The sequence below is a fragment of the Pantoea sp. Lu_F5_004 genome, from assembly GCF_051136245.1.
Lineage (GTDB): Bacteria > Pseudomonadota > Gammaproteobacteria > Enterobacterales > Enterobacteriaceae > Pantoea > Pantoea agglomerans.
Genome location: NZ_CP194946.1, coordinates 3,047,212 through 3,068,611, shown reverse-complemented (window position 1 = coordinate 3,068,611; position 21,400 = coordinate 3,047,212). Strand labels below are relative to the sequence as shown.

Here is a 21,400-nt window from a genome sequence, read left to right as displayed (position 1 = left end):
CCAAAGGAGTGCAGTCCTCCGCTGCAATTTCCCCTGTACGGCCTCTCTGTTTCCCATCCTCTTTAAAGCATCCCTTGCCGCGTCTCGCCTGAACAATGGATTACCGACATTTTCACACTCTGGCACAGGCTTTGCTTATATACCTGCGTGTCCGTAAACGTTACCTATTTACTCGCTGGAGGGGATCCAATGAAGCTGGTTACCGTCGTAATTAAGCCATTCAAGCTGGAGGATGTACGTGAAGCTTTATCCTCTATCGGCATTCAGGGACTGACCGTCTCCGAAGTGAAAGGTTTTGGCCGTCAGAAGGGCCATGCAGAGCTTTATCGTGGCGCAGAGTACAGCGTGAACTTCCTGCCTAAGGTCAAAATTGATATCGCTATTGCCGACGATCAGTTAGACGAAGTGGTGGATGTCATCAGTAAAGCGGCTTACACCGGCAAAATTGGCGACGGTAAAATTTTCGTAGCTGAACTGCAGCGCGTCATCCGTATTCGTACCGGCGAGACCGACGAAGCCGCTCTGTAATAAAGACTCAGTACTGTGATGGGATGGAATAAAAATGAATAAAATTTTCGCTAAGTTGGGCCTCACCAGCCTGGCACTGTTACCCTCACTCGCGATGGCTGCGCCTGCCGTTGCGGACAAGGCTGATAACGCATTTATGATGATTTGCACCGCGCTGGTGCTGTTTATGTCAATTCCAGGTATCGCGCTGTTTTACGGTGGTTTGATTCGCGGTAAAAACGTGCTGTCGATGCTGACCCAGGTTGCCGTCACCTTCTCACTGGTCTGCGTATTGTGGATGGTTTACGGCTATTCACTGGCGTTCAGTGAAGGCAACGCATTCTTTGGCAGCTTTAACTGGGTGATGCTGAAAAACATTCAGCTGACCGCCGTCATGGGCAGCTTTTATCAATATATTCACGTCGCGTTCCAGGCCTCGTTTGCCTGTATCACGGTGGGCCTGATTGTCGGTGCTATCGCAGAACGCATCCGTTTCTCTGCCGTACTGATTTTTGTCGGCGTCTGGCTGACCCTGGCTTACCTGCCTATCGCGCACATGGTGTGGGCTGGCGGTTTCCTGGCACAGGATGGCGCGCTGGACTTTGCTGGCGGCACCGTGGTGCATATTAACGCCGCTGTCGCCGGTCTGGTGGGCGCTTATCTGGTGGGCAAACGTGCCGGCTTTGGTAAAGAGGCCTTCAAACCACACAACCTGCCCATGGTATTCACCGGCACCGCCATTCTGTATGTCGGCTGGTTCGGCTTCAACGCCGGTTCTGCTTCTGCAGCAAACGAAATCGCGGCGCTGGCCTTCCTCAACACCGTTGTCGCAACAGCGGGCGCCGTGTTGTCATGGACCTTTGGCGAGTGGGCGGTACGTGGTAAGCCTTCGCTGCTGGGTGCCTGTTCAGGCTTTATTGCCGGGCTGGTAGCGATTACGCCTGCCTGTGGTTATGTCGGCGTCGGCGGTGCATTAATCATCGGCCTGGTCGGCGGACTGGCGGGACTGTGGGGCGTGACCACCCTGAAAAAATGGCTGCGCGTGGATGATCCCTGCGATGTGTTCGGCGTGCATGGCGTGTGCGGCATTGTCGGCTGTATCCTGACTGGCGTGTTTGCCTCCTCATCACTGGGCGGCGTAGGCTACGCAGAGGGTGTCACCATGGGCCATCAGGTCTGGGTACAGCTCTTCAGCGTGGGCCTGACTATCGTCTGGTCGGGCGTTGTCGCCTTCATCGGCTTCAAGCTGGCTGATTTGATTGTCGGTCTGCGCGTTCCGGAAGAACATGAGCGTGAAGGTCTGGATGTAAACAGCCACGGCGAGAATGCTTACAACCAGTAATGGATGGGCACTGAAAAGATCAACCGGGGGCGAGTAATCGCCCCCTTTTTTATTCGCTGCGCTGACGCATCACTCCTTCCTGAACCGTTGAGGCCACCAGCACGCCCTGCTGATTGTAGAACTCGCCCCGGACAAAACCCCGTGCGCCTGACGCCGAAGTACTGACCACGCTGTAGAGCAGCCATTCACTGAAGTCGAACGGGCGGTGGAACCACATTGAGTGGTCGATAGTGGCAACCTGCATGTCCGGCTCTAAAAAGCCTTTACCGTGCGGCTGGAGCGCGACCGGCAGGAAATTGAGGTCGGAAGCATAGCCGAGCAGATATTGATGGATACGTAAATCGTCGGGCAGTGGGCCGGTGGCACGGATCCAGACCTGGCGCTCCGGCTTATCCACATGGCCCCGGAGAGGATTGTGAATCTGTACCGGGCGGATCTCCAGCGGACGTTCAGCAATAAATTTTTCACGTAGCTTTTCTGGCAGCAGATGCGCCATTTTCTGCGCCATCGCCTGTTCAGTTAACAGATTCTCTGGCCCCGCCACCTGCGGCATCGGATTCTGATGTTCAAAGCCGCTTTCCGGTGACTGGAACGAGGCGGTCATATAAAAAATCGGCTGCCCATTCTGAATGGCACTGACCCTACGTGCGCTGAAACTTTTGCCATCACGCAGCGTTTCAACATCATAAATAATCGCTTTCTGACTATCGCCGGGCCGCAAAAAATAGCTGTGAAAAGAGTGAATAATGCGATCTTCCGCCACGGTTTGCTTTGCGGCATACAGCGCCTGACCCACCACCTGACCGCCAAACACCTGACGAAGGCCAATATCTTCGCTCTGGCCGCGATATAAACCCTCTTCCAGTTTTTCCAGATTTAATAAATTCAGCAGATTTTGCAGTGCCTGACTCATGGCGCGTTCCTCAATATAGTGACCTGCTCAGTGTGAAAGATCGGACCAGTTGACGTCAATCAGACTTTCTGGATTGTCGGTGCCAGGCAAAATTTCATTTTTGTGCCAACATTAAGGACATACGGCGAGTGAAGCGCTGTAAGCAGGATTCGCTGCCGACAATCATTTTGATCAAATGGAGACGACATCAATGAAACTCAGGCATGTGTTCAGTGGAGTAGTTATGGCGGTTGCTGTTGTAGGATGCGCCGACAAGAGTAAACCCGTGCCAACGCCAACTCTGGGTTCTGCGGTTGCAGGACAGACGGCGGCGATTGCGCAGCCTAACGTAAGTGGTTCAGTCTTTATCCGCCAGCGCATTGCGCTGCCGCCGGATGCGGTATTAACCGTGACGCTTTCTGATGCGTCCGTCGCCGATGCACCCTCAAAAGTGCTGTCGCAGCGTGTAGTGCGTACCGAAGGCAAACAGGCACCGTTCCAGTTCGTGCTGCCGTTTAACCCAGCCGACATCAAGCCTGATGCACGCATTCTGTTAAGCGCAGCTATCTCAATCGACGGTAAGCTGGCCTTTATCACTGAAGGCGTGAAGCCGGTAATTAACCAGGGTGGCACCAAAGCAGAGCTGCTGCTGGTACCGGTTCCGTCTATGGCGATGCCAACCCAGCCGGGCGCAGCGACCACCGTTCCTTCAACCTCACCGACTCAGGTGACGCCGTCTGCTGCGGTTCCTGCTCCAACCCGTCTGTAATCTCTTTTCGGGGCGACATTGTCGCCCTTTTTACCCTGTCTAAAATCGCCAGCGATAAGCCTCGAGATCGAGCTGTCCGTCATCACTCACCTCTATGCCTTCCGCCTCCAGTGCATCCCGCTGCCGCAACAGACGGTCACCCTGAAGAGAAATTGTGCCGTGTCGGTTTACGACGCGATGCCAGGGAAGGGTAGTGCCCTCGGGTAAGCGACTCAGCACGCCACCAACCTGACGCGCCGCGCGCGGAGAACCGGCCAGTAGCGCCACATCGCCATAGGTGGTGACGCGGCCAGCCGGAATAGCGGCAACAATTTGCCAGATGCGTTGCTGGAAAGTGTCTGGCTGATTCATGTACTTATTTCATCAGGAAAAAGGGTTTTAACTTTAGCACGGGGAAAAGGCGGAGAAAGCGTAAAAGCAGTGGTTGTTCAAGAAAACAACGGTTGTCCCGACTACGCTTGCAATTGCCACCTCCTTCCCAGATAATGCCCCCGCTCTCGTAAAGAGGGCTTGTCAATGGGGGCCCTGTTGGTTCTCCCGCAATGCTAGCTTGTGAACTCGGTCAGATCCGGAAGGAAGCAGCCGTAGCAGGTGACGCGTGTGCCGGGATGTAGCTGGCAGGGCCCCCACCACTTTCTCCCTTCGATATTCTCTCACCTAAGCTGCAGACAGGCAAAACCCGCCTGGGCCGATCCTTTGCCGGCAGGCAGGATTATCTATCTGGTACTTTGTTGGGGTAAAACTGAGCAGTAAGCGATCAGATTAACGGACAAATTTCCATACTGAACCCGGGACTTTATCGTAGAGCTTGTTCATCGTCAGTTCCGCCAGGCGATGGTCAGCTGCTGAGTAAAATACCGCTAATTCATCTTCCGGTAATTCATACTTATTTTTTTCAATCACCCTTTCCAGGGTATCAAGAGAGCGGCAGCGCCGCAGTCGCATCAAATAATCGGTTTTAGTCAGGGTTTTGTTCATAAATAAACCGTTCTCATGTCTTTACTATAATGAATGGCTCGGTTGCTGGAGAAAAGCGCACTCTTCAGTGAACAGATTAAATAAGCGTTTTGCTGAACGTTGCCACCGCTGAAGATCCGGACTATTGACACCATAATTGCTGAATAGCATAAAAGTATCATCAAGATATTCATCGATTTGCGAAATCAGCGCTTCATCTTCAACGTGCTTAATTTTGTAATTCATGGTGAAAGAGGCGATATGCTCAATCAAATCGTTAAGCTGTAGATTGCTTTCAGAAGTGGGATCATTAACCCAGCCATGATGGCTGTCGGTTAATGTTGCCATGCTGTCGTCAAACAGACTCTCACAAAGGTATTTAAGCTGGGCAATATCATGCCGTTTCGGTGAGTATTCGTCCATCTTTTTCCCCTCCATAGCTAGCACAGTTGCCGCAGGGCGGCGAGAGAAGATCACGCGGCCAGGAAGCGATTATTCGGGCAGTTATTAAACGGGATGTCTTAAAGATAGTGTAAAACCATTAGTTCTGCTCACCTCCATTACTAAATATTACAATTCATCGCCAGGGGAGGGTTGCTCATTGTCGATCACATCAAACTCAAGTGCACCGGGCTTAATGTGAAAGTTTACCTGTTCTGACTGCGTCACGGTTTCATTTAGATCCAGGCAGGGACTAAATAAATTCCAGTCAAAATCGTAAAGTAATTTGAAACTATTCAGATCCTGGTATTCAACCGAAATGATTTTTAAACTGCCTGGAACTAACCGGGCATTTTGTGAGTACCAGCGTAAATCCCCTACCAGCAAATCGGTTATTTTGAGAATATTCCGCTGAACAATCTCTGCTATTTTTGCGCAGTCCGATTCACCCGCAGCAATATCACATTCAATACGTGACAGCATATCTGTTCCACTTATAACCGTTAATAAACCTATCATTGGTTTTCTGCAACTGGTTTGCAAGTCAGTTGAGCACAAAACTCTCAGTTTCTGAGATTTGCCAGACGCAGCCGCAGGCCTTACCGCCAGCGCGGGTCTGCCAATGCGTGCAGGTGGTATTTATCTTTTGATACACAATCCCACATTCAACAGAGAGCAACATCAGGTATCTTTACTGTTATGTTATAACATTATGGTGAAGTAATGCGTCAGAGTGGACTACTTATGTCACTGGGCGGGCGGCTGGGAGTAGCACTGCTATTTATCACGCTGCTTGCCGTGGCAATAAAATGGGGGATCAGCGCATGATCCTGTTTAACGCGCTTCGCGCGGGCTACCAGGGACAGGTTGTGACCCCGGCTATTACCGGCCAGCTCGCAGCAGGCTCGATGACCGCGCTGGTCGGCGCGAACGGTAGCGGCAAATCAACCCTGTTAAAAACCATTGCTGGCTTACTGCCACCGATAGCCGGGCGCTGCGAGCTGCAGGTTGCACGCCGGGATATCGGCTGGTTGCCGCAGCGCACCGAACTTGAGACCCGCTTTCCCCTGACGGTATTTGAACTGGTCTCTATTGGCTGCTGGCCACGCTGCGGCTGGTTCGGCGGCATTAACCGGATACTGCGTCGGGAGATCTGGCAGGCGCTGGAAGCGGTTCAGATGAGTGATTATGCGGATGCACAGCCCGCGACGTTATCCGGCGGACAACTGCAGCGGGTATTGTTTGCGCGGCTGATGCTGCAGCGCAGCCAGCTCTGGCTTCTGGATGAGCCTTTTAACGGCATTGACAGCCAGACGGTGACGCTACTGATGTCGATCCTTGAGCAGCAACAGCAGGCTGGAACAACCCTGCTGGTGGTGCTGCACGATCGTCCGCTGGTGGCGCGCTACTTCAGTAACGTGATGTCGATGGATGAACGTGAGGTTAACTGCACCTGCCTGCCTGCTTCCTCTCTGGGGAGTCGTGCGCCGTGACCCTGATTCAACCCTTTATTGAGTTTGGTTTTATGCGACGCGCGCTGGTGGCCTGTCTGGCGCTGGCCGTCAGCGCCACGCCGCTCGGGGTATTCCTCTCCCTGCGACGCATGAGCCTGATTGGCGATGCCTTATCACACGCGGTGCTGCCCGGTGCCGCCATTGGCTATCTGATCTCCGGATTGTCACTGGTCGCGATGGGTGTTGGCGGCCTGATCGCCGGTTTAGCCGTGGCGCTGCTCTCTGGCGCGGTCAGTCGCTACACGCCGCTGAAAGAGGATGCCAGTTTCGCCGGCTTCTATCTGGGTTCACTGGCGCTGGGCGTCACGCTGGTTTCATTACGCGGCTCAAGCGTGGATCTGCTGCACGTTCTGTTTGGCTCGCTGCTGGCGGTAGACAACGCAGCGCTGTTGCTGGTGGGCGGCATCGCTGCCTTTACGCTGATTCTGCTGGCGGTGATCTATCGTCCGCTGGTCATTGATGCATTTGACGGCGACTTCCTGCGTGCGCAGGGAAAATGGAGCGCGCCGCTGGTGCATGGTCTGTTTTTAATGCTGGTGGTGCTGAATCTGGTGGCGGGTTTTCAGGTGCTGGGCACTCTGATGTCGGTGGGTTTAATGATGTTGCCCGCCGCCAGCGCCCGCTTCTGGAGTCGCCATCTCGCCGCGATGCTGGTTATCGCCATTTTCATGGCAATGATTTCGGCGCTGGCCGGGCTGATGCTCTCCTGGCACTTCTCATTGCCGGCGGGTCCCGCTGTAGTGCTGAGCGCCGCCATGCTGTTTTTTTTCTCCATTCTTACAGGGCCGTGCGGCGGAATTTTACGCCGCCATTAATCTTAAGGGGTATCTATGAAAAAATTACCGGTTAGCCTGGCGCTCGCTGCGCTGTTTGCCACGCCTCTGGCGATGGCCAAAACGGTGGATGTCGTGGCCAGCTTTACCGTGCTGGCTGACATCGTTAAGCAGGTCGGCGGCGAGCATGTAAAGGTTAAAAGCCTGGTGGGGCCGAATGGCGATCCACATACTTTTGAACCGACACCGCAGGACAGTCAGGCGCTGGCGGAGGCCGATCTGGTGTTTGTCAGCGGACTGGGACTGGAAGGGTGGATGGATCGGCTGGTCAGCGCCTCAGGGTATCGCGGTCAGCCCGTTGTCGCTTCAACCGGTGTCACCACCCGCAGCATGGAGGAGGAGGGTAAAACCGTTACCGATCCTCACGCCTGGAACAGCATGCAGAACGGCGTTATCTACGCGACCAACGTGATGAATGCGCTGGTCAAAGCCGATCCTGAAGATGCTCCGGCCATTCGTCAGCGTGGACAGAATTACATTCAGCAACTGCAGGCGCTGGATCGCTGGGCAAAAACCGCCTTTGACGCTGTTCCAGCCGATAAGCGTAAAGTGCTGACCAGTCATGATGCGTTTGGTTACTTTGGACAGCGATATGGCGTGACTTTCCTGGCGCCGGTAGGGTTCTCTACTGAGGCGGAAGCGAGTGCCAGCAACGTGGGTAATTTAATCACCCAACTTAAGCAGCAGCACATCAACCGCTATTTCATCGAGAACCAGACCGACCCGCGTCTGGTAAAACAGATTGCCAGCGCCACCGGGGCAGAGCCGGGTGGTGAGCTCTACCCGGAAGCGTTATCCACGGCCTCTGGCCCCGCAGCCACCTATCAGGCGGCTTTTAAACACAACGTGAATGCGATGCTGAAGAGCATGCACTAAGCATAAAAAAGGCCGGGCAAGCCCGGCCAGTCATCACGACACAAACTAGCGTTTTTTCTTTCTTCCCTGTACTGCTTTAAACCGCGGGTTTGATTTACAGATAACGTAAATACGGCCTTTGCGGCGGACTACTTTACAATCCCGATGGCGATTTTTTGCTGAACGCAGCGAGCTTAATACCTGCATGATCCTCTCCTCTATTTCTTTCCAAGAAAACGCCCGAAACGCTGGTTAAAGCGTGCGGTGCTGCCCTCTTTGGCAAAATCTTTCTGTTTGCCGGTGTAGAACACATGTGAGGCAGACGACACATCCAGGGTGACGTAAGGCAGCGTTTCGCCTTCGAACTCCAAGGTGCGATCGGTTTTGATGGTTGATCCAATTTTGAACCAGACATCAGCCGACGTGTCATGGAAGACCACGTGACGATAGTGAGGATGAATATTCGCTTTCATAATGCACACCTATGTAATGTTATACTATAACAATATTATGCGATGCACAGGCCAGGATTGCAACTGTCCGTGAGACAGGAAAAGCAAGGGAACAGGAAATGAGAAGGGCAGAATCGCAGGCATAAAAAAAGGCCGCTTGCGCGGCCTCAGATGATTTACAGCTTAGTGAGTCTGGTTATGCTCAACCGGATGACTGTTCGCTGATTCTTCTTTTTTCTTGCCAAAGCGGCGGCGTACCACCACAAAGAACACAGGAACGAAGAAGATCGCCAGTATGGTCGCGGTGACCATACCACCGATAACACCGGTACCTACGGCGTTTTGCGAACCGGAACCGGCCCCGGTACTGATCGCCAGCGGCAGTACCCCGAGAATAAACGCCAGTGACGTCATCAGGATAGGACGCAGACGCATACGGCACGCTTCCAGCGCAGCTTCAATCAGCCCTTTACCTTCTTTATCCATCAAATCTTTAGCAAATTCGACGATAAGGATGGCGTTCTTGGTGGAGAGGCCGATGGTTGTCAGTAACCCCACTACGAAGTAGACGTCATTACTCAGGCCACGCAGGGTGGTAAAGATCAGTGCACCAATGACCCCGAGTGGGACAACCAGCATAACCGAGAATGGAATCGACCAGCTCTCGTACAGTGCGGCGAGACACAGGAAGACCACAATCAGTGAGATGGCATAGAGCGCAGGGGCCTGGTTGCCTGACAGGCGTTCCTGATAGGACATGCCGGTCCAGTCATAGCCGATACCGGCAGGCAGTTTCGCCGCCAGCTCTTCCATCAGGTCCATTGCCGCACCTGAGCTTTTGCCTGGCGCAGCCTGTCCCAGGATTTCCATCGCAGGCAGACCGTTGTAACGCTCAAGACGCGGTGAACCATATTGCCATTTCGCTGATGAGAAGGCAGAGAAGGGCACCATGGTTCCGCTGCTGTTGCGCACGTACCATTTACCAATGTCGTCCGGTAGCATGCGGGCGTCCGCTTTACCCATGACGTAAACTTTCTTCACGCGACCGCGGTCAATGAAGTCATTGACGTAGGAACCGCCCCAGGAAGCCGCCAGCGTGGTGTTGATATCACTCAGTGATACGCCCAGCGCCTGTGCTTTCTCCTGATCGATGGTCAGCTTGTACTGTGGCGTATCTTCCATCCCGTTAGGACGGACGCCAACCAGCGTATCAGGATGTTGCGCAATCATGCCGAACAGCTGATTACGCGCTTCCGTCAGCTTATCGTGGCCAAGGTTATTCTGGTCGATCAGCTCAAAGTCGAAGCCGGTCGCGTTACCCAGTTCAATAATGGCTGGCAGGTTGAAAGGAATGACCATTGCATCTTTGATCGCGCCCAGCGCCTGCATGGCACGGCCAGCAATCGCCGGTACTTTCATGTCGCTGCCGGTACGCTCATCCCACGGCTTGAGACTGACGAAGGCGATACCGGTGTTCTGTCCACGACCGGCAAAGCCGAAGCCGTTAACGGTAAACACCGATTTAACCGTGTCTTTCTCCTGGGTCAGGAAGTAATCCGTCACCTGATCCAGCACTTTCTGCGTACGTTCCTGGGTTGCACCAGCAGGCAGCTGCGCCTGAGCCAGCAGCAGACCCTGATCCTCTTCCGGTAAGAATGAAGAGGGCAGGCGCACAAACAGAAACGCCATACCGACCACGATCACCAGATAGATCAACATATAGCGACCCGTACTGCGAACCATGTGACCCACACCATCCACATAGTGGTTGGTGCTTTTGTCGAACATGCGGTTGAACCAGCCGAAGAAACCGGTGGTTTTACCGTGCTCGCCTTTTTTAATCGGTTTCAGCATGGTGGCACAGAGTGCCGGCGTCAGAATAAAGGCGACCAGCACCGACAGCGCCATTGCCGAAACGATAGTGATGGAGAACTGACGGTAGATAACACCGGTCGAACCACCAAAGAACGCCATTGGAATAAATACGGCAGCCAGCACCAGTGCGATACCGACCAGTGCGCCCTGGATCTGCTCCATTGAACGCTTAGTCGCTTCTTTTGGCGGTAATCCCTCTTCCGCCATCACGCGCTCAACGTTCTCGACCACTACGATGGCGTCATCCACCAGCAAGCCGATGGCCAGCACCATCCCGAACATCGTCAGGGTGTTTATCGAATAGCCAAAAGCGCTGATAACGGCAAACGTACCCAGCAATACCACGGGGACCGCGATGGTAGGAATGAGCGTGGCGCGGAAGTTCTGCAGAAACAGATACATAACCAGGAACACCAGCACGATCGCTTCGATCAGCGTTTTCACCACTTCGAAAATCGAGATCTTGACGAAAGGCGTGGTGTCATACGGATAGACCACTTTCAAACCGGCCGGGAACGTCGGCTGCAATTTGGCCAGTTCTTCTTTCACCGCATTGGCGGTATCCAGCGCATTCGCACCGGTGGCCAGCTTGATACCGATACCGGACGCAGGCTTGCCGTTATAACGGGCAACGATCTCGTAGTTTTCCGCGCCAAGTTCAATCCTTGCCACATCACGCAGACGAACCTGAGAACCATCTTCATTCACTTTCAGCAGGATTTTGCCGAATTCATCGGTAGAGGTGAGACGGGTTTGCGCAATGATAGAGGCGTTAAGCTGCTGTCCCGGAACCGGAGGCGTACCGCCCAACTGACCGGCAGCAACCTGGGTGTTCTGCGTATTCAGCGCGCTGATAACATCAACCGGCGTCAGGTTGTAGTTGTTCAGCTTGTGCGGATCCATCCAGATACGCATCGCGTACTGCGCACCAAATACCTGGGTATCACCCACACCTTTGGTACGGCTGATCGGATCTTTGATGGACGATGAAATAAAGTCAGAAATATCATTCTGCGTCATATTGTCATCGTCGCTGATGAAGCCCGCTACCATCAGGAAGCTACTGGAAGATTTCTTAACCTGAATCCCCTGTTGCTGTACTTCCTGCGGTAACAGCGGCGTCGCCAGCTGCAGTTTGTTCTGCACCTGAACCTGCGCGATATCGGCATCTGTCCCTGACTCAAAGGAGATCGTCAGGGTCAGCGTACCGGATGAGTCGCTGCTTGAGGACATATACATCAGTCCATCAATGCCGTTCATATTTTGTTCGATGACCTGGGTCACCGAGTCCTGCAGCGTTTTAGCATCTGCACCAGGGTAGGTGGCCTGAATCTCAATCGCCGGCGGTGCAACATTGGGATATTGCTCAATCGGAAGTTTGAGAATCGATAGCGCACCGACCAGCATAATGATGATGGCGAGCACCCACGCAAAGATGGGCCGATCGATAAAGAACTTAGCCATGAATCAACGGCTCCTGTTATGACGATGACTTGTCAGACTGCGGCTTTGAATCGGGTGCCGCTTTCGCATCGTCTGAGACTTCTTGTGGGGTAACCTGTGCGCCCGGCTTGGCTCGCTGCAGACCCGTGCTGATCACACGTTCACCCGCTTTAACACCGTCGGTGACTAACCATTTGTCGCCAATCGCCTGAGAGGTGGTGACCTGACGAGCTTCCACTTTGTTATCTGCACCCACCACCATGACCGTTGCCTGACCCGTTGGGGTACGGGCTACCGCCTGTTGCGGAACCAGCAACGCATTAGGATTGGTACCTTCATCCAGACGTGCGCGAACAAACATGCCCGGTAACAGCGCATGGTTCGGGTTCGGGACAATGGCGCGCAGAGTGATAGAGCCGGTGGTTTCATCAACGGTAACGTCAGAGAACTCCAGCGTACCGGTCTGCGGATAGCTGTTGCCGTTCTGCATCAGCAGGGTCACGTTGGCTTTACCATCGTTCTGCTTCAGCTGACCCGACTCCAGTTCTGAACGTAAGCGCATGAAATCTTCGCTCGACTGGGTGACGTCGACATACATCGGATCAAGTTGCTGCACAGTGGCCAGGGCGGTGGTTTGTGCGTTTTGTACCAGCGCACCTTCCGTTACCGACGATTTGCCGATGCGGCCACTGATAGGCGAGGTGACTTTGGTATAAGCCAGGTTAATGCGGGCCGTTTCTACGTTGGCTTTTGCTACCTGAACCGCAGCATCGTTTTGCGCGGCCGTGGCAACGGCGGTGTCGTAATCCTGCTGACTGATATATTTGGTGCCGAGTAAAGGCTTGTAACGTTTGACGGTCAGCTGAGCGATGCGAGCATTGGCCTGCGCCTGAGTCAAATCACCTTTAGCGCTGTCATAGGCGGCCTGATAGGTAGCAGGATCGATCTGATAAAGAGACTGACCTGCTTTGACATCGCTGCCTTCAACAAAGTTACGCTTCAGAATGATACCGGAAACCTGCGGACGGACTTCGGCGACACGATATGCCGAGGTGCGGCCAGGTAATTCAGTCGAGATTTTCAGGGGTTCAGTTTTCAGTGTTACAACCCCCACTGCTGGCGGTTGCTGGGCGGCTTGTTCGGATTTATTGTTGTCACATCCTGTTAACAAAAAGCTGCCTGATAGCATCAGGACGGCCGCCAGAGGCGATAATCCTCTGATTTTATTCATAAATAAACCTCTAGTGTCCGATATCAATTGGTCAATGGATCACAAACTGAAAAACCCATTGCTGTGTCAAGTCGCAGGTCATGCTATGGTACATACATTCGCAAATGTATGTAAACTTACCTGTTTGTAAAAAAAGCCCCTTATGGCACGAAAAACCAAAGCGCAAGCACTTGAAACGCGACATCAAATTCTTGATGCCGCCATTGTTCTGTTTTCGCAGCAGGGCGTTTCAGCCACTTCTCTGGCGGATATTGCAACCGCTGCCAGCGTCACGCGAGGGGCCATCTACTGGCACTTCAAAAATAAAGCCGATGTATTACATGAAATATGGCTTCGTTGTGATGCTGGTCTGGACGATGTGGAACTTGAGTATCAGACAAAATACCCTGGCGATCCACTCTCTGTGTTGCGAGCGATGCTGGTCTATATCTTTGACGCGACAGCAAAGGATCCGCAGCGCCGCGCCTTGATGGAGATCATTTTCCACAAATGTGAATTTGTGGGCGAAATGTCGGCACTGAAGAATATGCAGCAGAGCTTACTGCTGGAATGCTACGACAAAATTGAAGATGTCCTGCGCCAGTGTATCGAAGCCGGACAGCTTCCGGGCAGTCTCAGCACGCGTCAGGCCGCTCTTATCCTGCGCGGTTACGTCAACGGTATGATGGAAAGCTGGCTGTTTGCACCGGACAGTTTTGATTTAGCCGGAGACGCGCCGACGCTGGTCAATGCCTTTATCGATATGCTGCGCCTCAGTCCGACGCTGACTGCCCACCACTAAGCCGATGGGCGATCGCGCTTGTTTTCGAAATCGCGCTGCACCATGGCCAGCGCTGAAAGCACGGTTTCCACCGGCAGTTGATGCTCTTCCAGTAGCTGAATCAAATCAACTGCCAGTTTGACGTCGTCAGGGGCATTTTCCAGTGACATCTCTTCTCCTAAATACGTAGTCGGGCTGCGACCAGCAGCATCACTAATGCACCGATAATCGCCACGCCCAGTGCGCCGATATGCAGCGTTGCCAGGGTGCTCAGCTCAAAATAGGTGGCGATATAGCCGCCAATCAGAGCCCCGATCATCGACAGAGTCAGGGTAGCAACCAGGCCGCCCGGTGGTCCCGGCATCAGCAGGCGCTTCAGCAACCCCAGCAGTAAACCGCTTAACAGCCACACAAGTAAAGCCATGGTTCTTCTCCGCGCCGAATCACACCCAGTATAGGAGCGCTTTTGTCACGCTGCGCTTTATTCGCTGCTGCGCAACGACGAGGCCCATTCAACCGAGCGAATTGCCTGCCGACAGCGTGCCAGTCGCTGCTCTAACGTTTCCAGATCCTGTTTCAGCTGATGCTGTACCGCCAGCGTTTCGGCCAGCGCCAGTCGCTGCTCACGCTGATCGATCATTGCCAGCAAACGCCGTTCAAATTCACGGTACTCCTGATATTTTGCGGCGCGTGGGTTCCTGACGGGCTGTTCGCGGCGGGTACGCAGCTGTTGCGTACTCGCCTCACGTTGCAGGGCGGCAATCTGATCGACCAGGCGTTCAGCCAGCCAGGCACTGCGGGCCAGATCGTGGCTGCTGTCGCACAGCCTGGCAAAATTCTGTTCCACTTCCAGCAGGTAATCAGCCAGCCGCGTGCCTTTGGTGCGAAACAGCTGAGTATCAAAACGTGGCAGACGGCAAACCCCATCTGAATGGCAGGCAAGCTCCTGCCGCAGGGCGATAAGGAGCTGTTGCAGGCGCTGTTGTATGGCGATCGCACTCATCGCGTGACGCTCAATTGTGCTAACGTACGCTGATGAGGAAAGAGTTGGGCGGCATTCATGCAACGCATTCTGTTATTAACCCTCGGCTGGCTGGCGATTGTGCTGGGGACGCTGGGCATTGTATTACCTTTATTACCTACCACGCCATTCATGCTGCTGGCTGCCTGGTGTTTTGCCCGTTCATCGCCGCGTTTTCATCACTGGCTACTGTGGAAATCGCCATTTGGTCGCTATCTGCGCCACTGGCAGCAGCATCGGGCGATGCCGCCAGGGGCTAAAGTACGCGCTATCTGCCTGATAGTCGCCACCTTTAGTCTCTCACTCTTCCTGGTGCATCAGCTCTGGGTACGCATCATGCTGCTGATCATGCTGGCGGCGCTGCTGCTGTTTATGTGGCGTATTCCGGTGGTGGCAGAAGCAGCGGACGCGCCGCCGCCACCGCGATAAAGTTGCATTTAGCCGGTCATTTGCTTAGATTTGGGCGTCTTCGTGCGTGGCTTCCCTTTGTGAATTGACTTCCGCTGAGCCTTTTATCAGGTATAAGCGCTTTTGAAGCTGCGCGAAACAGAATTTTTTACCAGGCGTATCATTATGACCGACACTGCGCAGCAGCTTGAATTCATTAAAAACAGCATTAAAAGCATTCCCGATTATCCTAAGCCAGGCATCCTGTTCCGCGATGTCACCAGCCTGCTGGAAGATCCCAAAGCCTATGCCGCGTCGATTGCGCTGCTGGTTGAGCGTTACCGTAATAAAGGCATCACTAAGGTGGTGGGGACGGAAGCGCGCGGTTTCCTGTTTGGTGCACCGGTGGCGTTAGGCCTCGGCGTCGGTTTTGTTCCGGTGCGTAAGCCCGGCAAACTGCCCCGTGAGGTCTACAGCGAATCCTATGAGCTGGAGTACGGCACCGATAAGCTGGAATTGCACAAAGATGCCATCCAGCCAGGCGATCTGGTGCTGGTGGTTGACGATCTGCTGGCGACCGGCGGGACGATTGAAGCGACCGTTAAACTGATTCGTCGTGCAGGCGGTGAAGTCAAAGACGCGGCTTTCATTATTAACCTGTTCGATCTGACCGGAGAAACGCGTCTTAATGCTATGGGCGTTGAGAGCTACAGCCTGGTTAAATTCCCCGGTCACTAAGCCACTCTTTCGGCCTTGCCATCCGGCGAGGCCGTCACGCCCTCGGCGTCAAGATAACGAGTGCCAGCCAAAAGCGTAGCTGATAGACTACTGCAATCTTATACAGGGGTTGCAGAGCGTCTGCGCTCATCTTTCCATCCAACTTCGTCGAACTCCACATGAGCTATCAGGTACTTGCGCGAAAATGGCGTCCCCAGGCTTTTGCTGATGTTGTCGGTCAGGAACATGTTCTGACGGCGCTGGCGAATGGATTGTCTCTGGGACGCATCCATCATGCTTATCTCTTCTCCGGCACCCGCGGAGTAGGGAAAACCACTATTGCGCGTCTGCTGGCCAAAGGCCTTAACTGCGAAACCGGTATCACTGCCACCCCCTGTGGTCAGTGTGATAACTGCCGTGAAATTGAGCAGGGCCGCTTTGTCGATCTGATTGAGATCGACGCCGCTTCGCGTACCAAAGTTGAAGATACCCGCGATCTGCTCGACAACGTGCAGTACGCCCCGGCGCGTGGCCGCTTCAAAGTCTATCTGATCGATGAAGTGCATATGCTGTCGCGTCACAGCTTCAATGCGCTGTTAAAGACGCTGGAAGAGCCCCCATCACACGTTAAATTCCTGCTGGCGACCACCGATCCGCAGAAACTGCCGGTGACCATTCTCTCGCGCTGCCTGCAGTTCCACCTCAAAGCGCTGGATGTGGATCAAATCCGTCAGCAGCTTGAGCATGTTCTGAAACAGGAACAGATTGAGAGTGAAACCCGGGCGCTGCAGCTGCTGGCGCGGGCTGCCGATGGCAGTATGCGCGATGCGCTGAGCCTTACCGACCAGGCCATCGCCATGGGGCAGGGCGCGGTGACCAGCAGTACGGTCAGCGTCATGCTCGGCACGCTGGATGATGAACAGCCGCTGGGGCTGCTGGAAGCGCTGGTCGACGGTGACGGTCAGCAGGTGATGAACCTGTTGAGCCAGGCCGCGTCACGGGGTGTGGAATGGGAAGCGCTGCTGGTAGAAATGCTGCGCCTGCTGCACCAGATTGCGATGGTGCAACTGCTGCCGACCTCGCTCAACGACGATGATGAGAGTAACGCCCTTCGCTTGCGTGAACTGGCGCGCGTGGTGCCGCCCGCCGATCTGCAACTCTATTATCAGACCCTGTTGATGGGCCGCAAGGATCTGCCGATTGCGCCCGATCGTCGCATGGGTGTGGAGATGACGCTGCTGCGTGCACTGGCGTTTCATCCTAAAGCTGCCGTGGCTGAACCCATTGCGCGTCCCGCATTAACTCAGCAGACGGCACCTGTCGCCCCTGCGCAGACGTCCCCGGCAGCATCCGGGCCATCGCCGTTAGCACGGCAACCGGCAGCACAGCCAGCCTCACCGTCACCTGCCGCTGCGCCGCCGTCGCACACCGCGTCGCCCGTAGCGCAGCAGATGCCGGAGCAGACGCAGCAGCAGGTTGCTGCTCAGCCGCAGATGGCCGCGCCCGATGCTGCACCGCAGCATTCGCCGTCGCCAGATGCCGCACCTGACACTGCACTCTCCAGTTCCACCAGTCAGCTCCTGCAGGCGCGCACTCAGTTGTTGCGTCAGGGAGCGAACAAGCCAAAAAAGCGTGAGCCGGCAGCGCCAGGTGCGCGGCCGGCCAACTCCGCGCTGGAGCGGCTGGCCTCGGTCACCGAGCGCAGTCAGCAGCGTATCCGCGATCGCGAGCCTGCCGCCCCGGTAAAAGAGGAAGCGTACCGCTGGAAAGCGGTTAATCAGCCGGTAGAAGTGGCGGAGCCGGTGGCGACGCCAAAGGCCTTGCGTTCTGCGCTGGAGCATGAGAAAACCCCTGAGCTGGCGGCGCGTCTGGCCGAAGAAGCGCAGCAGCGCGATCCCTGGGCCGCAGAGATTGCGATCCTGCCACTGCCGAAACTGGTGCAGCAGCTGGCGTTAAATGCCTGGAAAGAGACCACCGAAAGTGGGGTCTGCCTGCATTTGCGTAGCAGCCAGCGTCACCTTAATTCACCGTCGGCGCAGCAGGTATTAAGCGATGCGCTGAGTCAGCATGCCGGGCAGAGAGTTGAACTCTCGGTAGTTGAAGACGATAATTCATCGGTGTTGACGCCACTTGAATGGCGTCAGGCCATTTACGAAGAGAAACTGGCGCAGGCGCGTCAGTCGATCACCTGTGATACCCACATCCAGACGCTGCAGCGCTTTTTTGATGCCGATCTGGATGAGGAGAGTATCCGACCTGTTTGAACACGCTGCTGCTATCTTAACGATAGCGTTGTAGCCTCAGCTGAGAGAGAAAACTATGTTTGGTGGTAAAGGCGGATTGGGCAACCTGATGAAACAGGCCCAGCAGATGCAGGACAAAATGGCCAGGGTTCAGGAAGAGATTGCCGCGATTGAAGTGACCGGTGAGTCTGGTGCTGGCCTGGTAAAAGTCACCATTAACGGCGCGCACAACTGCCGTCGCGTGGAAGTCGATCCCAGCCTGCTGGAAGATGACAAAGATATGCTGGAAGATCTGATTGCAGCCGCGTTCAACGATGCAGCACGTCGCATTGATGAAACCCAGAAGGAGAAGATGGCTTCTGTCTCTTCAGGCATGCAGCTGCCACCAGGCTTTAAGATGCCGTTCTGATGCAAACCAGTCCACTGCTTGAATCTTTGATGGAGTCGCTGCGCTGTCTGCCCGGCGTTGGGCCGAAGTCGGCACAGCGCATGGCGTTTCAGCTGCTGCAGCGCGATCGCAGCGGTGGCATGCGGCTGGCGCAGGCGCTGACCCGGGCGATGTCGGAGATTGGACACTGCGCCGATTGCCGGACATTCACCGAGCAGGAAATTTGCACCATCTGCGCCAATCCACGGCGTCAGCAGAATGGTCAAATCTGCGTGGTGGAAAGCCCGGCGGATATTCACGCCATTGAGCAAACCGGCCAGTTTGGCGGTCGCTACTTTGTGCTGATGGGACATCTCTCGCCGCTCGACGGCATCGGTCCGGCTGATATTGGCCTGGATCGTCTGGAACAGCGACTGGAGAGTGAAACCCTGCAGGAAGTGATCCTCGCCACCAACCCGACGGTGGAAGGCGAGGCGACCGCGAACTACATCGCGGAACTCTGTGGTCAGTATGGCGTCGACGCCAGCCGTATCGCGCACGGCGTGCCGGTGGGCGGTGAGCTGGAGATGGTTGATGGCACCACGCTGTCCCATTCACTGGCGGGCCGCCAGAAGTTTAAATTTTAATCACTTGCCGGTGTTGTGACAGACACCGGCTTGAAAATCTCCCTGTCACCCCCACATCAACCTCAACGTTTGTTCAACCTGTTTTGTTGAGGTAGCAATGACCATGAAAGGACAAGAGACCCGTGGCTTTCAGTCGGAAGTAAAACAACTTCTGCACCTGATGATCCATTCTCTCTATTCAAACAAAGAAATTTTCCTGCGTGAGCTGATCTCCAACGCCTCGGATGCAGCAGACAAACTGCGCTTCCGTGCCCTGTCAGATTCCAGCCTGTATGAAGGTGATGGCGAGCTGCACGTTCGTCTCTCTGTTGATAAGGACAACCGTACCATTACGCTCAGCGACAACGGTATCGGTATGCGTCGCGATGAGGTCATTGAGAACCTCGGGACTATCGCCAAATCAGGCACCAAATCCTTCCTTGAATCCCTGGGCTCCGATCAGGCGAAAGATAGCCAGCTGATTGGTCAGTTCGGTGTCGGTTTCTATTCTGCATTCATCGTGGCGGATAAAGTCACGGTGCGTACCCGTGCCGCGGGCGCGTCAGCCGAAGAAGGCGTGTTCTGGGAATCCGCAGGCGAGGGCGAATATACCCTGGCTGAGATTGAGAAAGCCGATCGCGGTACCGAGATCACCCTGCATCTGCGCGAAGGCGAGGATGAGTTCCTGGATGCATGGCGCGTGCGAAACATCATCAGCAAATATTCCGATCACATTGCGCTGCCGGTTGAGATCGAAAGCAAAGATGAAGAAGGCGAAGGGACCCACTGGGAAAAGATTAACAAAGCCCAGGCACTGTGGACCCGCAACAAATCTGAGATCAGCGACGAAGAGTACAACGAGTTCTACAAACATATCGCCCACGATTACAGCGATCCGGTCGCCTGGAGCCACAATCGGGTAGAAGGTAAGCAGGAATATACCAGCCTGCTCTACATTCCGGCGCGTGCGCCATTCGATATGTGGAACCGCGATCAGAAACATGGCCTGAAACTCTACGTGCAGCGCGTCTTTATCATGGATGACGCTGAGCAGTTTATGCCGAACTATCTGCGCTTTGTGCGTGGCCTGATTGACTCCAACGATCTGCCGCTGAACGTCTCCCGTGAGATCCTGCAGGATAGCCGCGTGACCCAGAGCCTGCGCGCCGCGCTGACGAAGCGTACCCTGCAGATGCTGGAAAAACTGGCAAAAGATGACAACGAGAAATATCAGACCTTCTGGAATGAGTTTGGTCTGGTGCTGAAAGAGGGCCCGGCGGAAGATCACGCTAACCAGGAGACGATCGCTAAGCTGCTGCGTTTCGCCACCACCCAGAGTGAAGGTTCGGCACAAACCATTTCACTGGAAGATTACGTCAGCCGCATGGTGGAAGGCCAAGAGAAGATTTACTACATCACCGCTGACAGCTATGCCGCCGCGAAGAGCAGCCCGCATCTGGAACTGTTCCGCAAAAAAGGCATTGAGGTGCTGCTGCTCTCCGATCGCATCGACGAATGGATGATGAGCTACCTCACTGAGTTCGATGGTAAAACCTTCCAGTCAGTCAGCAAAGCGGATGAATCGCTGAGCAAGCTGGCGGATGAAGAGACCGAAGAGCAGAAAGAGGCGGAAAAAGCGCTGGAGCCTTTTGTTGAGCGGGTGAAAACTCTGCTGGGCGAACGCGTGAAAGAGGTGCGTCTGACGCATCGCCTGACCGATACCCCGGCGATTGTCACCACCGACGCTAACGAGATGACCACGCAGATGGCGAAGCTGTTTGCCGCGGCCGGACAGGAAGTGCCGGAAGTGAAGTACCTGTTTGAAATCAACCCGGATCATCCGCTGGTGAAACGTGTTGCGGATACGCAGGATGAAGCACGCTTCGGTGAGTGGATTGAGCTGCTGCTGGATCAGGCCTTGCTGGCCGAGCGCGGCACGCTGGACGATCCTAACCAGTTTATCCGCCGCATGAACCAGCTGCTGACCGCATAACGGCAACAGGCCGGTGGTTTTCACCGGCCTGAAGTTGCAGATACGATGCTGGCTCAGGGAGCATACGCCCTCCGCAAAGACGCAAAAAGCCGCCCTCCATGGCGGGCTCAGCGCGGGCGATTACGCACCTCATCCCTGAGGTGCGCCCGTTGCCGGGCCAACGCTTTGCGTTGTT

The 21,400-nt window shown here is 54.8% G+C and carries 25 protein-coding genes, 1 other RNA gene and 1 other annotated feature; of the genes, 14 read left to right on the top strand and 12 right to left on the bottom strand.

What is annotated here, in order from left to right; genetic code table 11:
• The first annotated feature begins 189 nt into the window (after nt 1–189).
• Nucleotides 190–528: a P-II family nitrogen regulator gene (gene glnK / locus ACR8BN_RS14370; protein ID WP_003850469.1), complete on the top strand. Its 339-nt coding sequence runs from the start codon at nt 190–192 to the stop codon at nt 526–528.
• Between the two features lie 34 nt (nt 529–562).
• Nucleotides 563–1,849 (top strand): ammonium transporter AmtB, encoded by a 1,287-nt coding sequence (amtB, locus tag ACR8BN_RS14365; protein WP_010255877.1) that lies wholly within the window; start codon nt 563–565, stop codon nt 1,847–1,849.
• A 49-nt stretch (nt 1,850–1,898) separates the two neighbouring features.
• On the opposite strand, the gene tesB is transcribed toward amtB, so the two are convergent.
• Entirely contained in the window at nt 1,899–2,762 is an 864-nt protein-coding gene (tesB, locus tag ACR8BN_RS14360; RefSeq protein WP_010255880.1) for an acyl-CoA thioesterase II, read from the bottom strand.
• A gap of 190 nt (nt 2,763–2,952) precedes the next feature.
• On the opposite strand from tesB, the gene ACR8BN_RS14355 reads away from it, so the two are divergent.
• Nucleotides 2,953–3,510, top strand: a complete 558-nt coding sequence (locus ACR8BN_RS14355) for a YbaY family lipoprotein (RefSeq protein WP_010255881.1) — start codon at nt 2,953–2,955, stop codon at nt 3,508–3,510.
• 39 nt (nt 3,511–3,549) lie between these two features.
• Here the strand turns inward: ACR8BN_RS14355 and ACR8BN_RS14350 are convergent, their stop codons facing one another.
• The gene (locus ACR8BN_RS14350) at nt 3,550–3,861 is read right to left on the bottom strand and encodes an MGMT family protein (RefSeq protein WP_031592174.1); all 312 of its coding nucleotides are present in this window, start codon (nt 3,859–3,861) and stop codon (nt 3,550–3,552) included.
• 175 nt (nt 3,862–4,036) lie between these two features.
• Here ACR8BN_RS14350 and ffs point away from each other — a divergent pair.
• An RNA gene (gene ffs, locus ACR8BN_RS14345) (signal recognition particle sRNA small type) lies at nt 4,037–4,133 on the top strand.
• A gap of 139 nt (nt 4,134–4,272) precedes the next feature.
• Here the strand turns inward: ffs and ACR8BN_RS14340 are convergent.
• The 3 genes from ACR8BN_RS14340 to ACR8BN_RS14330 all read right to left on the bottom strand — a co-directional run bounded on the left by ACR8BN_RS14340 (nt 4,273) and on the right by ACR8BN_RS14330 (nt 5,391).
• Nucleotides 4,273–4,488, bottom strand: a complete 216-nt coding sequence (locus ACR8BN_RS14340) for an HHA domain-containing protein (RefSeq protein WP_003850458.1) — start codon at nt 4,486–4,488, stop codon at nt 4,273–4,275.
• A 24-nt stretch (nt 4,489–4,512) separates the two neighbouring features.
• On the bottom strand, nt 4,513–4,890 hold the full coding sequence (tomB, locus tag ACR8BN_RS14335) for an Hha toxicity modulator TomB (RefSeq protein WP_003850455.1): 378 nt from the start codon (nt 4,888–4,890) through the stop codon (nt 4,513–4,515).
• A 147-nt stretch (nt 4,891–5,037) separates the two neighbouring features.
• A complete protein-coding gene (locus tag ACR8BN_RS14330) occupies nt 5,038–5,391 on the bottom strand; it encodes a hypothetical protein (protein ID WP_010255885.1) in 354 nt (117 codons plus the stop codon).
• Between the two features lie 341 nt (nt 5,392–5,732).
• On the opposite strand from ACR8BN_RS14330, the gene ACR8BN_RS14325 reads away from it, so the two are divergent.
• Genes ACR8BN_RS14325 through ACR8BN_RS14315 form a run of 3 tightly spaced genes read left to right on the top strand, consistent with a single transcriptional unit; the run spans nt 5,733 to nt 8,131 of the window.
• Nucleotides 5,733–6,401: a metal ABC transporter ATP-binding protein gene (locus ACR8BN_RS14325; protein WP_033766689.1), complete on the top strand. Its 669-nt coding sequence runs from the start codon at nt 5,733–5,735 to the stop codon at nt 6,399–6,401.
• A complete protein-coding gene (locus ACR8BN_RS14320; RefSeq protein ID WP_010255890.1) occupies nt 6,398–7,237 on the top strand; it encodes a metal ABC transporter permease in 840 nt (279 codons plus the stop codon). Before ACR8BN_RS14325 ends, ACR8BN_RS14320 begins: the two co-directional genes overlap by 4 nt.
• A 15-nt stretch (nt 7,238–7,252) precedes the next feature.
• Nucleotides 7,253–8,131: a metal ABC transporter substrate-binding protein gene (locus tag ACR8BN_RS14315; RefSeq protein ID WP_434747048.1), complete on the top strand. Its 879-nt coding sequence runs from the start codon at nt 7,253–7,255 to the stop codon at nt 8,129–8,131.
• Between the two features lie 45 nt (nt 8,132–8,176).
• On the opposite strand, the gene ykgO is transcribed toward ACR8BN_RS14315, so the two are convergent.
• From ykgO to ACR8BN_RS14295, 4 genes are all read right to left on the bottom strand, one after another.
• On the bottom strand, nt 8,177–8,317 hold the full coding sequence (ykgO, locus tag ACR8BN_RS14310) for a type B 50S ribosomal protein L36 (RefSeq protein ID WP_010255896.1): 141 nt from the start codon (nt 8,315–8,317) through the stop codon (nt 8,177–8,179).
• A gap of 11 nt (nt 8,318–8,328) precedes the next feature.
• Nucleotides 8,329–8,583: a type B 50S ribosomal protein L31 gene (locus ACR8BN_RS14305; protein WP_434747047.1), complete on the bottom strand. Its 255-nt coding sequence runs from the start codon at nt 8,581–8,583 to the stop codon at nt 8,329–8,331.
• Between the two features lie 162 nt (nt 8,584–8,745).
• Nucleotides 8,746–11,901 carry a multidrug efflux RND transporter permease subunit AcrB gene (locus ACR8BN_RS14300; RefSeq protein WP_031592166.1) on the bottom strand — a complete coding sequence of 1,052 codons (3,156 nt, stop codon included), beginning with the start codon at nt 11,899–11,901 and terminating at the stop codon, nt 8,746–8,748.
• 16 nt (nt 11,902–11,917) lie between these two features.
• Nucleotides 11,918–13,111: an efflux RND transporter periplasmic adaptor subunit gene (locus ACR8BN_RS14295; RefSeq protein ID WP_010255904.1), complete on the bottom strand. Its 1,194-nt coding sequence runs from the start codon at nt 13,109–13,111 to the stop codon at nt 11,918–11,920.
• Nucleotides 13,112–13,253: 142 nt separating this feature from the next.
• Between ACR8BN_RS14295 and acrR the strand changes: the two genes are divergently transcribed.
• The gene (acrR, locus tag ACR8BN_RS14290) at nt 13,254–13,892 is read left to right on the top strand and encodes a multidrug efflux transporter transcriptional repressor AcrR (RefSeq protein WP_010255906.1); all 639 of its coding nucleotides are present in this window, start codon (nt 13,254–13,256) and stop codon (nt 13,890–13,892) included.
• Here the strand turns inward: acrR and rsmS are convergent.
• From rsmS to priC, 3 genes are read right to left on the bottom strand one after another with little or no spacing between them, the layout of a single operon-like run.
• Nucleotides 13,889–14,041, bottom strand: a complete 153-nt coding sequence (rsmS, locus tag ACR8BN_RS14285) for a pleiotropic regulatory protein RsmS (RefSeq protein ID WP_010255907.1) — start codon at nt 14,039–14,041, stop codon at nt 13,889–13,891. The two genes, acrR and rsmS, sit on opposite strands and share 4 nt — an antisense overlap.
• Before the next feature lie 8 nt (nt 14,042–14,049).
• On the bottom strand, nt 14,050–14,295 hold the full coding sequence (locus ACR8BN_RS14280) for a hypothetical protein (protein ID WP_434747046.1): 246 nt from the start codon (nt 14,293–14,295) through the stop codon (nt 14,050–14,052).
• Between the two features lie 57 nt (nt 14,296–14,352).
• Nucleotides 14,353–14,874 carry a primosomal replication protein PriC gene (gene priC / locus ACR8BN_RS14275; RefSeq protein ID WP_191923362.1) on the bottom strand — a complete coding sequence of 174 codons (522 nt, stop codon included), beginning with the start codon at nt 14,872–14,874 and terminating at the stop codon, nt 14,353–14,355.
• A 57-nt stretch (nt 14,875–14,931) separates the two neighbouring features.
• Here priC and ACR8BN_RS14270 point away from each other — a divergent pair, with 57 nt between their 5' ends.
• The 6 genes from ACR8BN_RS14270 (at nt 14,932) to htpG (ending at nt 21,225) form a co-directional block, all read left to right on the top strand.
• A complete protein-coding gene (locus ACR8BN_RS14270) occupies nt 14,932–15,321 on the top strand; it encodes a DUF454 family protein (protein WP_010255914.1) in 390 nt (129 codons plus the stop codon).
• A gap of 144 nt (nt 15,322–15,465) precedes the next feature.
• Complete coding sequence (apt, locus tag ACR8BN_RS14265) at nt 15,466–16,017, top strand: adenine phosphoribosyltransferase (RefSeq protein WP_010671221.1); 552 nt, start codon at nt 15,466–15,468, stop codon at nt 16,015–16,017.
• Between the two features lie 158 nt (nt 16,018–16,175).
• Nucleotides 16,176–18,260 carry a DNA polymerase III subunit gamma/tau gene (gene dnaX, locus ACR8BN_RS14260; RefSeq protein WP_143990507.1) on the top strand — a complete coding sequence of 695 codons (2,085 nt, stop codon included), beginning with the start codon at nt 16,176–16,178 and terminating at the stop codon, nt 18,258–18,260.
• Nucleotides 17,602–17,663: a sequence feature (DnaX frameshifting element), on the top strand. It overlaps the preceding gene by 62 nt.
• 55 nt (nt 18,261–18,315) lie before the next feature.
• The gene (locus tag ACR8BN_RS14255) at nt 18,316–18,648 is read left to right on the top strand and encodes a YbaB/EbfC family nucleoid-associated protein (protein ID WP_031592161.1); all 333 of its coding nucleotides are present in this window, start codon (nt 18,316–18,318) and stop codon (nt 18,646–18,648) included.
• Nucleotides 18,648–19,253: a recombination mediator RecR gene (gene recR / locus ACR8BN_RS14250; RefSeq protein ID WP_003850420.1), complete on the top strand. Its 606-nt coding sequence runs from the start codon at nt 18,648–18,650 to the stop codon at nt 19,251–19,253. Before ACR8BN_RS14255 ends, recR begins: the two co-directional genes overlap by 1 nt.
• A gap of 97 nt (nt 19,254–19,350) precedes the next feature.
• Complete coding sequence (gene htpG, locus ACR8BN_RS14245; RefSeq protein ID WP_029519428.1) at nt 19,351–21,225, top strand: molecular chaperone HtpG; 1,875 nt, start codon at nt 19,351–19,353, stop codon at nt 21,223–21,225.
• Nucleotides 21,226–21,400: the final 175 nt, after the last annotated feature.

Excerpts from the sequence above, each read along its gene's own strand:
- glnK (WP_003850469.1), top strand. The coding sequence starts at position 190 with ATGAAGCTGGTTACCGTCGTAATTAAGCCATTCAAGCTGGAGGATGTA.
- amtB (WP_010255877.1), top strand. The coding sequence starts at position 563 with ATGAATAAAATTTTCGCTAAGTTGGGCCTCACCAGCCTGGCACTGTTA.
- tesB (WP_010255880.1), bottom strand. The coding sequence starts at position 2,762 with ATGAGTCAGGCACTGCAAAATCTGCTGAATTTATTAAATCTGGAAAAA.
- ACR8BN_RS14355 (WP_010255881.1), top strand. The coding sequence starts at position 2,953 with ATGAAACTCAGGCATGTGTTCAGTGGAGTAGTTATGGCGGTTGCTGTT.
- ACR8BN_RS14350 (WP_031592174.1), bottom strand. The coding sequence starts at position 3,861 with ATGAATCAGCCAGACACTTTCCAGCAACGCATCTGGCAAATTGTTGCC.
- ACR8BN_RS14340 (WP_003850458.1), bottom strand. The coding sequence starts at position 4,488 with ATGAACAAAACCCTGACTAAAACCGATTATTTGATGCGACTGCGGCGC.
- tomB (WP_003850455.1), bottom strand. The coding sequence starts at position 4,890 with ATGGACGAATACTCACCGAAACGGCATGATATTGCCCAGCTTAAATAC.
- ACR8BN_RS14330 (WP_010255885.1), bottom strand. The coding sequence starts at position 5,391 with ATGCTGTCACGTATTGAATGTGATATTGCTGCGGGTGAATCGGACTGC.
- ACR8BN_RS14325 (WP_033766689.1), top strand. The coding sequence starts at position 5,733 with ATGATCCTGTTTAACGCGCTTCGCGCGGGCTACCAGGGACAGGTTGTG.
- ACR8BN_RS14315 (WP_434747048.1), top strand. The coding sequence starts at position 7,253 with ATGAAAAAATTACCGGTTAGCCTGGCGCTCGCTGCGCTGTTTGCCACG.
- ykgO (WP_010255896.1), bottom strand. The coding sequence starts at position 8,317 with ATGCAGGTATTAAGCTCGCTGCGTTCAGCAAAAAATCGCCATCGGGAT.
- ACR8BN_RS14305 (WP_434747047.1), bottom strand. The coding sequence starts at position 8,583 with ATGAAAGCGAATATTCATCCTCACTATCGTCACGTGGTCTTCCATGAC.
- ACR8BN_RS14300 (WP_031592166.1), bottom strand. The coding sequence starts at position 11,901 with ATGGCTAAGTTCTTTATCGATCGGCCCATCTTTGCGTGGGTGCTCGCC.
- ACR8BN_RS14295 (WP_010255904.1), bottom strand. The coding sequence starts at position 13,111 with ATGAATAAAATCAGAGGATTATCGCCTCTGGCGGCCGTCCTGATGCTA.
- acrR (WP_010255906.1), top strand. The coding sequence starts at position 13,254 with ATGGCACGAAAAACCAAAGCGCAAGCACTTGAAACGCGACATCAAATT.
- rsmS (WP_010255907.1), bottom strand. The coding sequence starts at position 14,041 with ATGTCACTGGAAAATGCCCCTGACGACGTCAAACTGGCAGTTGATTTG.
- ACR8BN_RS14280 (WP_434747046.1), bottom strand. The coding sequence starts at position 14,295 with ATGGCTTTACTTGTGTGGCTGTTAAGCGGTTTACTGCTGGGGTTGCTG.
- priC (WP_191923362.1), bottom strand. The coding sequence starts at position 14,874 with ATGAGTGCGATCGCCATACAACAGCGCCTGCAACAGCTCCTTATCGCC.
- ACR8BN_RS14270 (WP_010255914.1), top strand. The coding sequence starts at position 14,932 with ATGCAACGCATTCTGTTATTAACCCTCGGCTGGCTGGCGATTGTGCTG.
- apt (WP_010671221.1), top strand. The coding sequence starts at position 15,466 with ATGACCGACACTGCGCAGCAGCTTGAATTCATTAAAAACAGCATTAAA.
- dnaX (WP_143990507.1), top strand. The coding sequence starts at position 16,176 with ATGAGCTATCAGGTACTTGCGCGAAAATGGCGTCCCCAGGCTTTTGCT.
- ACR8BN_RS14255 (WP_031592161.1), top strand. The coding sequence starts at position 18,316 with ATGTTTGGTGGTAAAGGCGGATTGGGCAACCTGATGAAACAGGCCCAG.
- recR (WP_003850420.1), top strand. The coding sequence starts at position 18,648 with ATGCAAACCAGTCCACTGCTTGAATCTTTGATGGAGTCGCTGCGCTGT.
- htpG (WP_029519428.1), top strand. The coding sequence starts at position 19,351 with ATGACCATGAAAGGACAAGAGACCCGTGGCTTTCAGTCGGAAGTAAAA.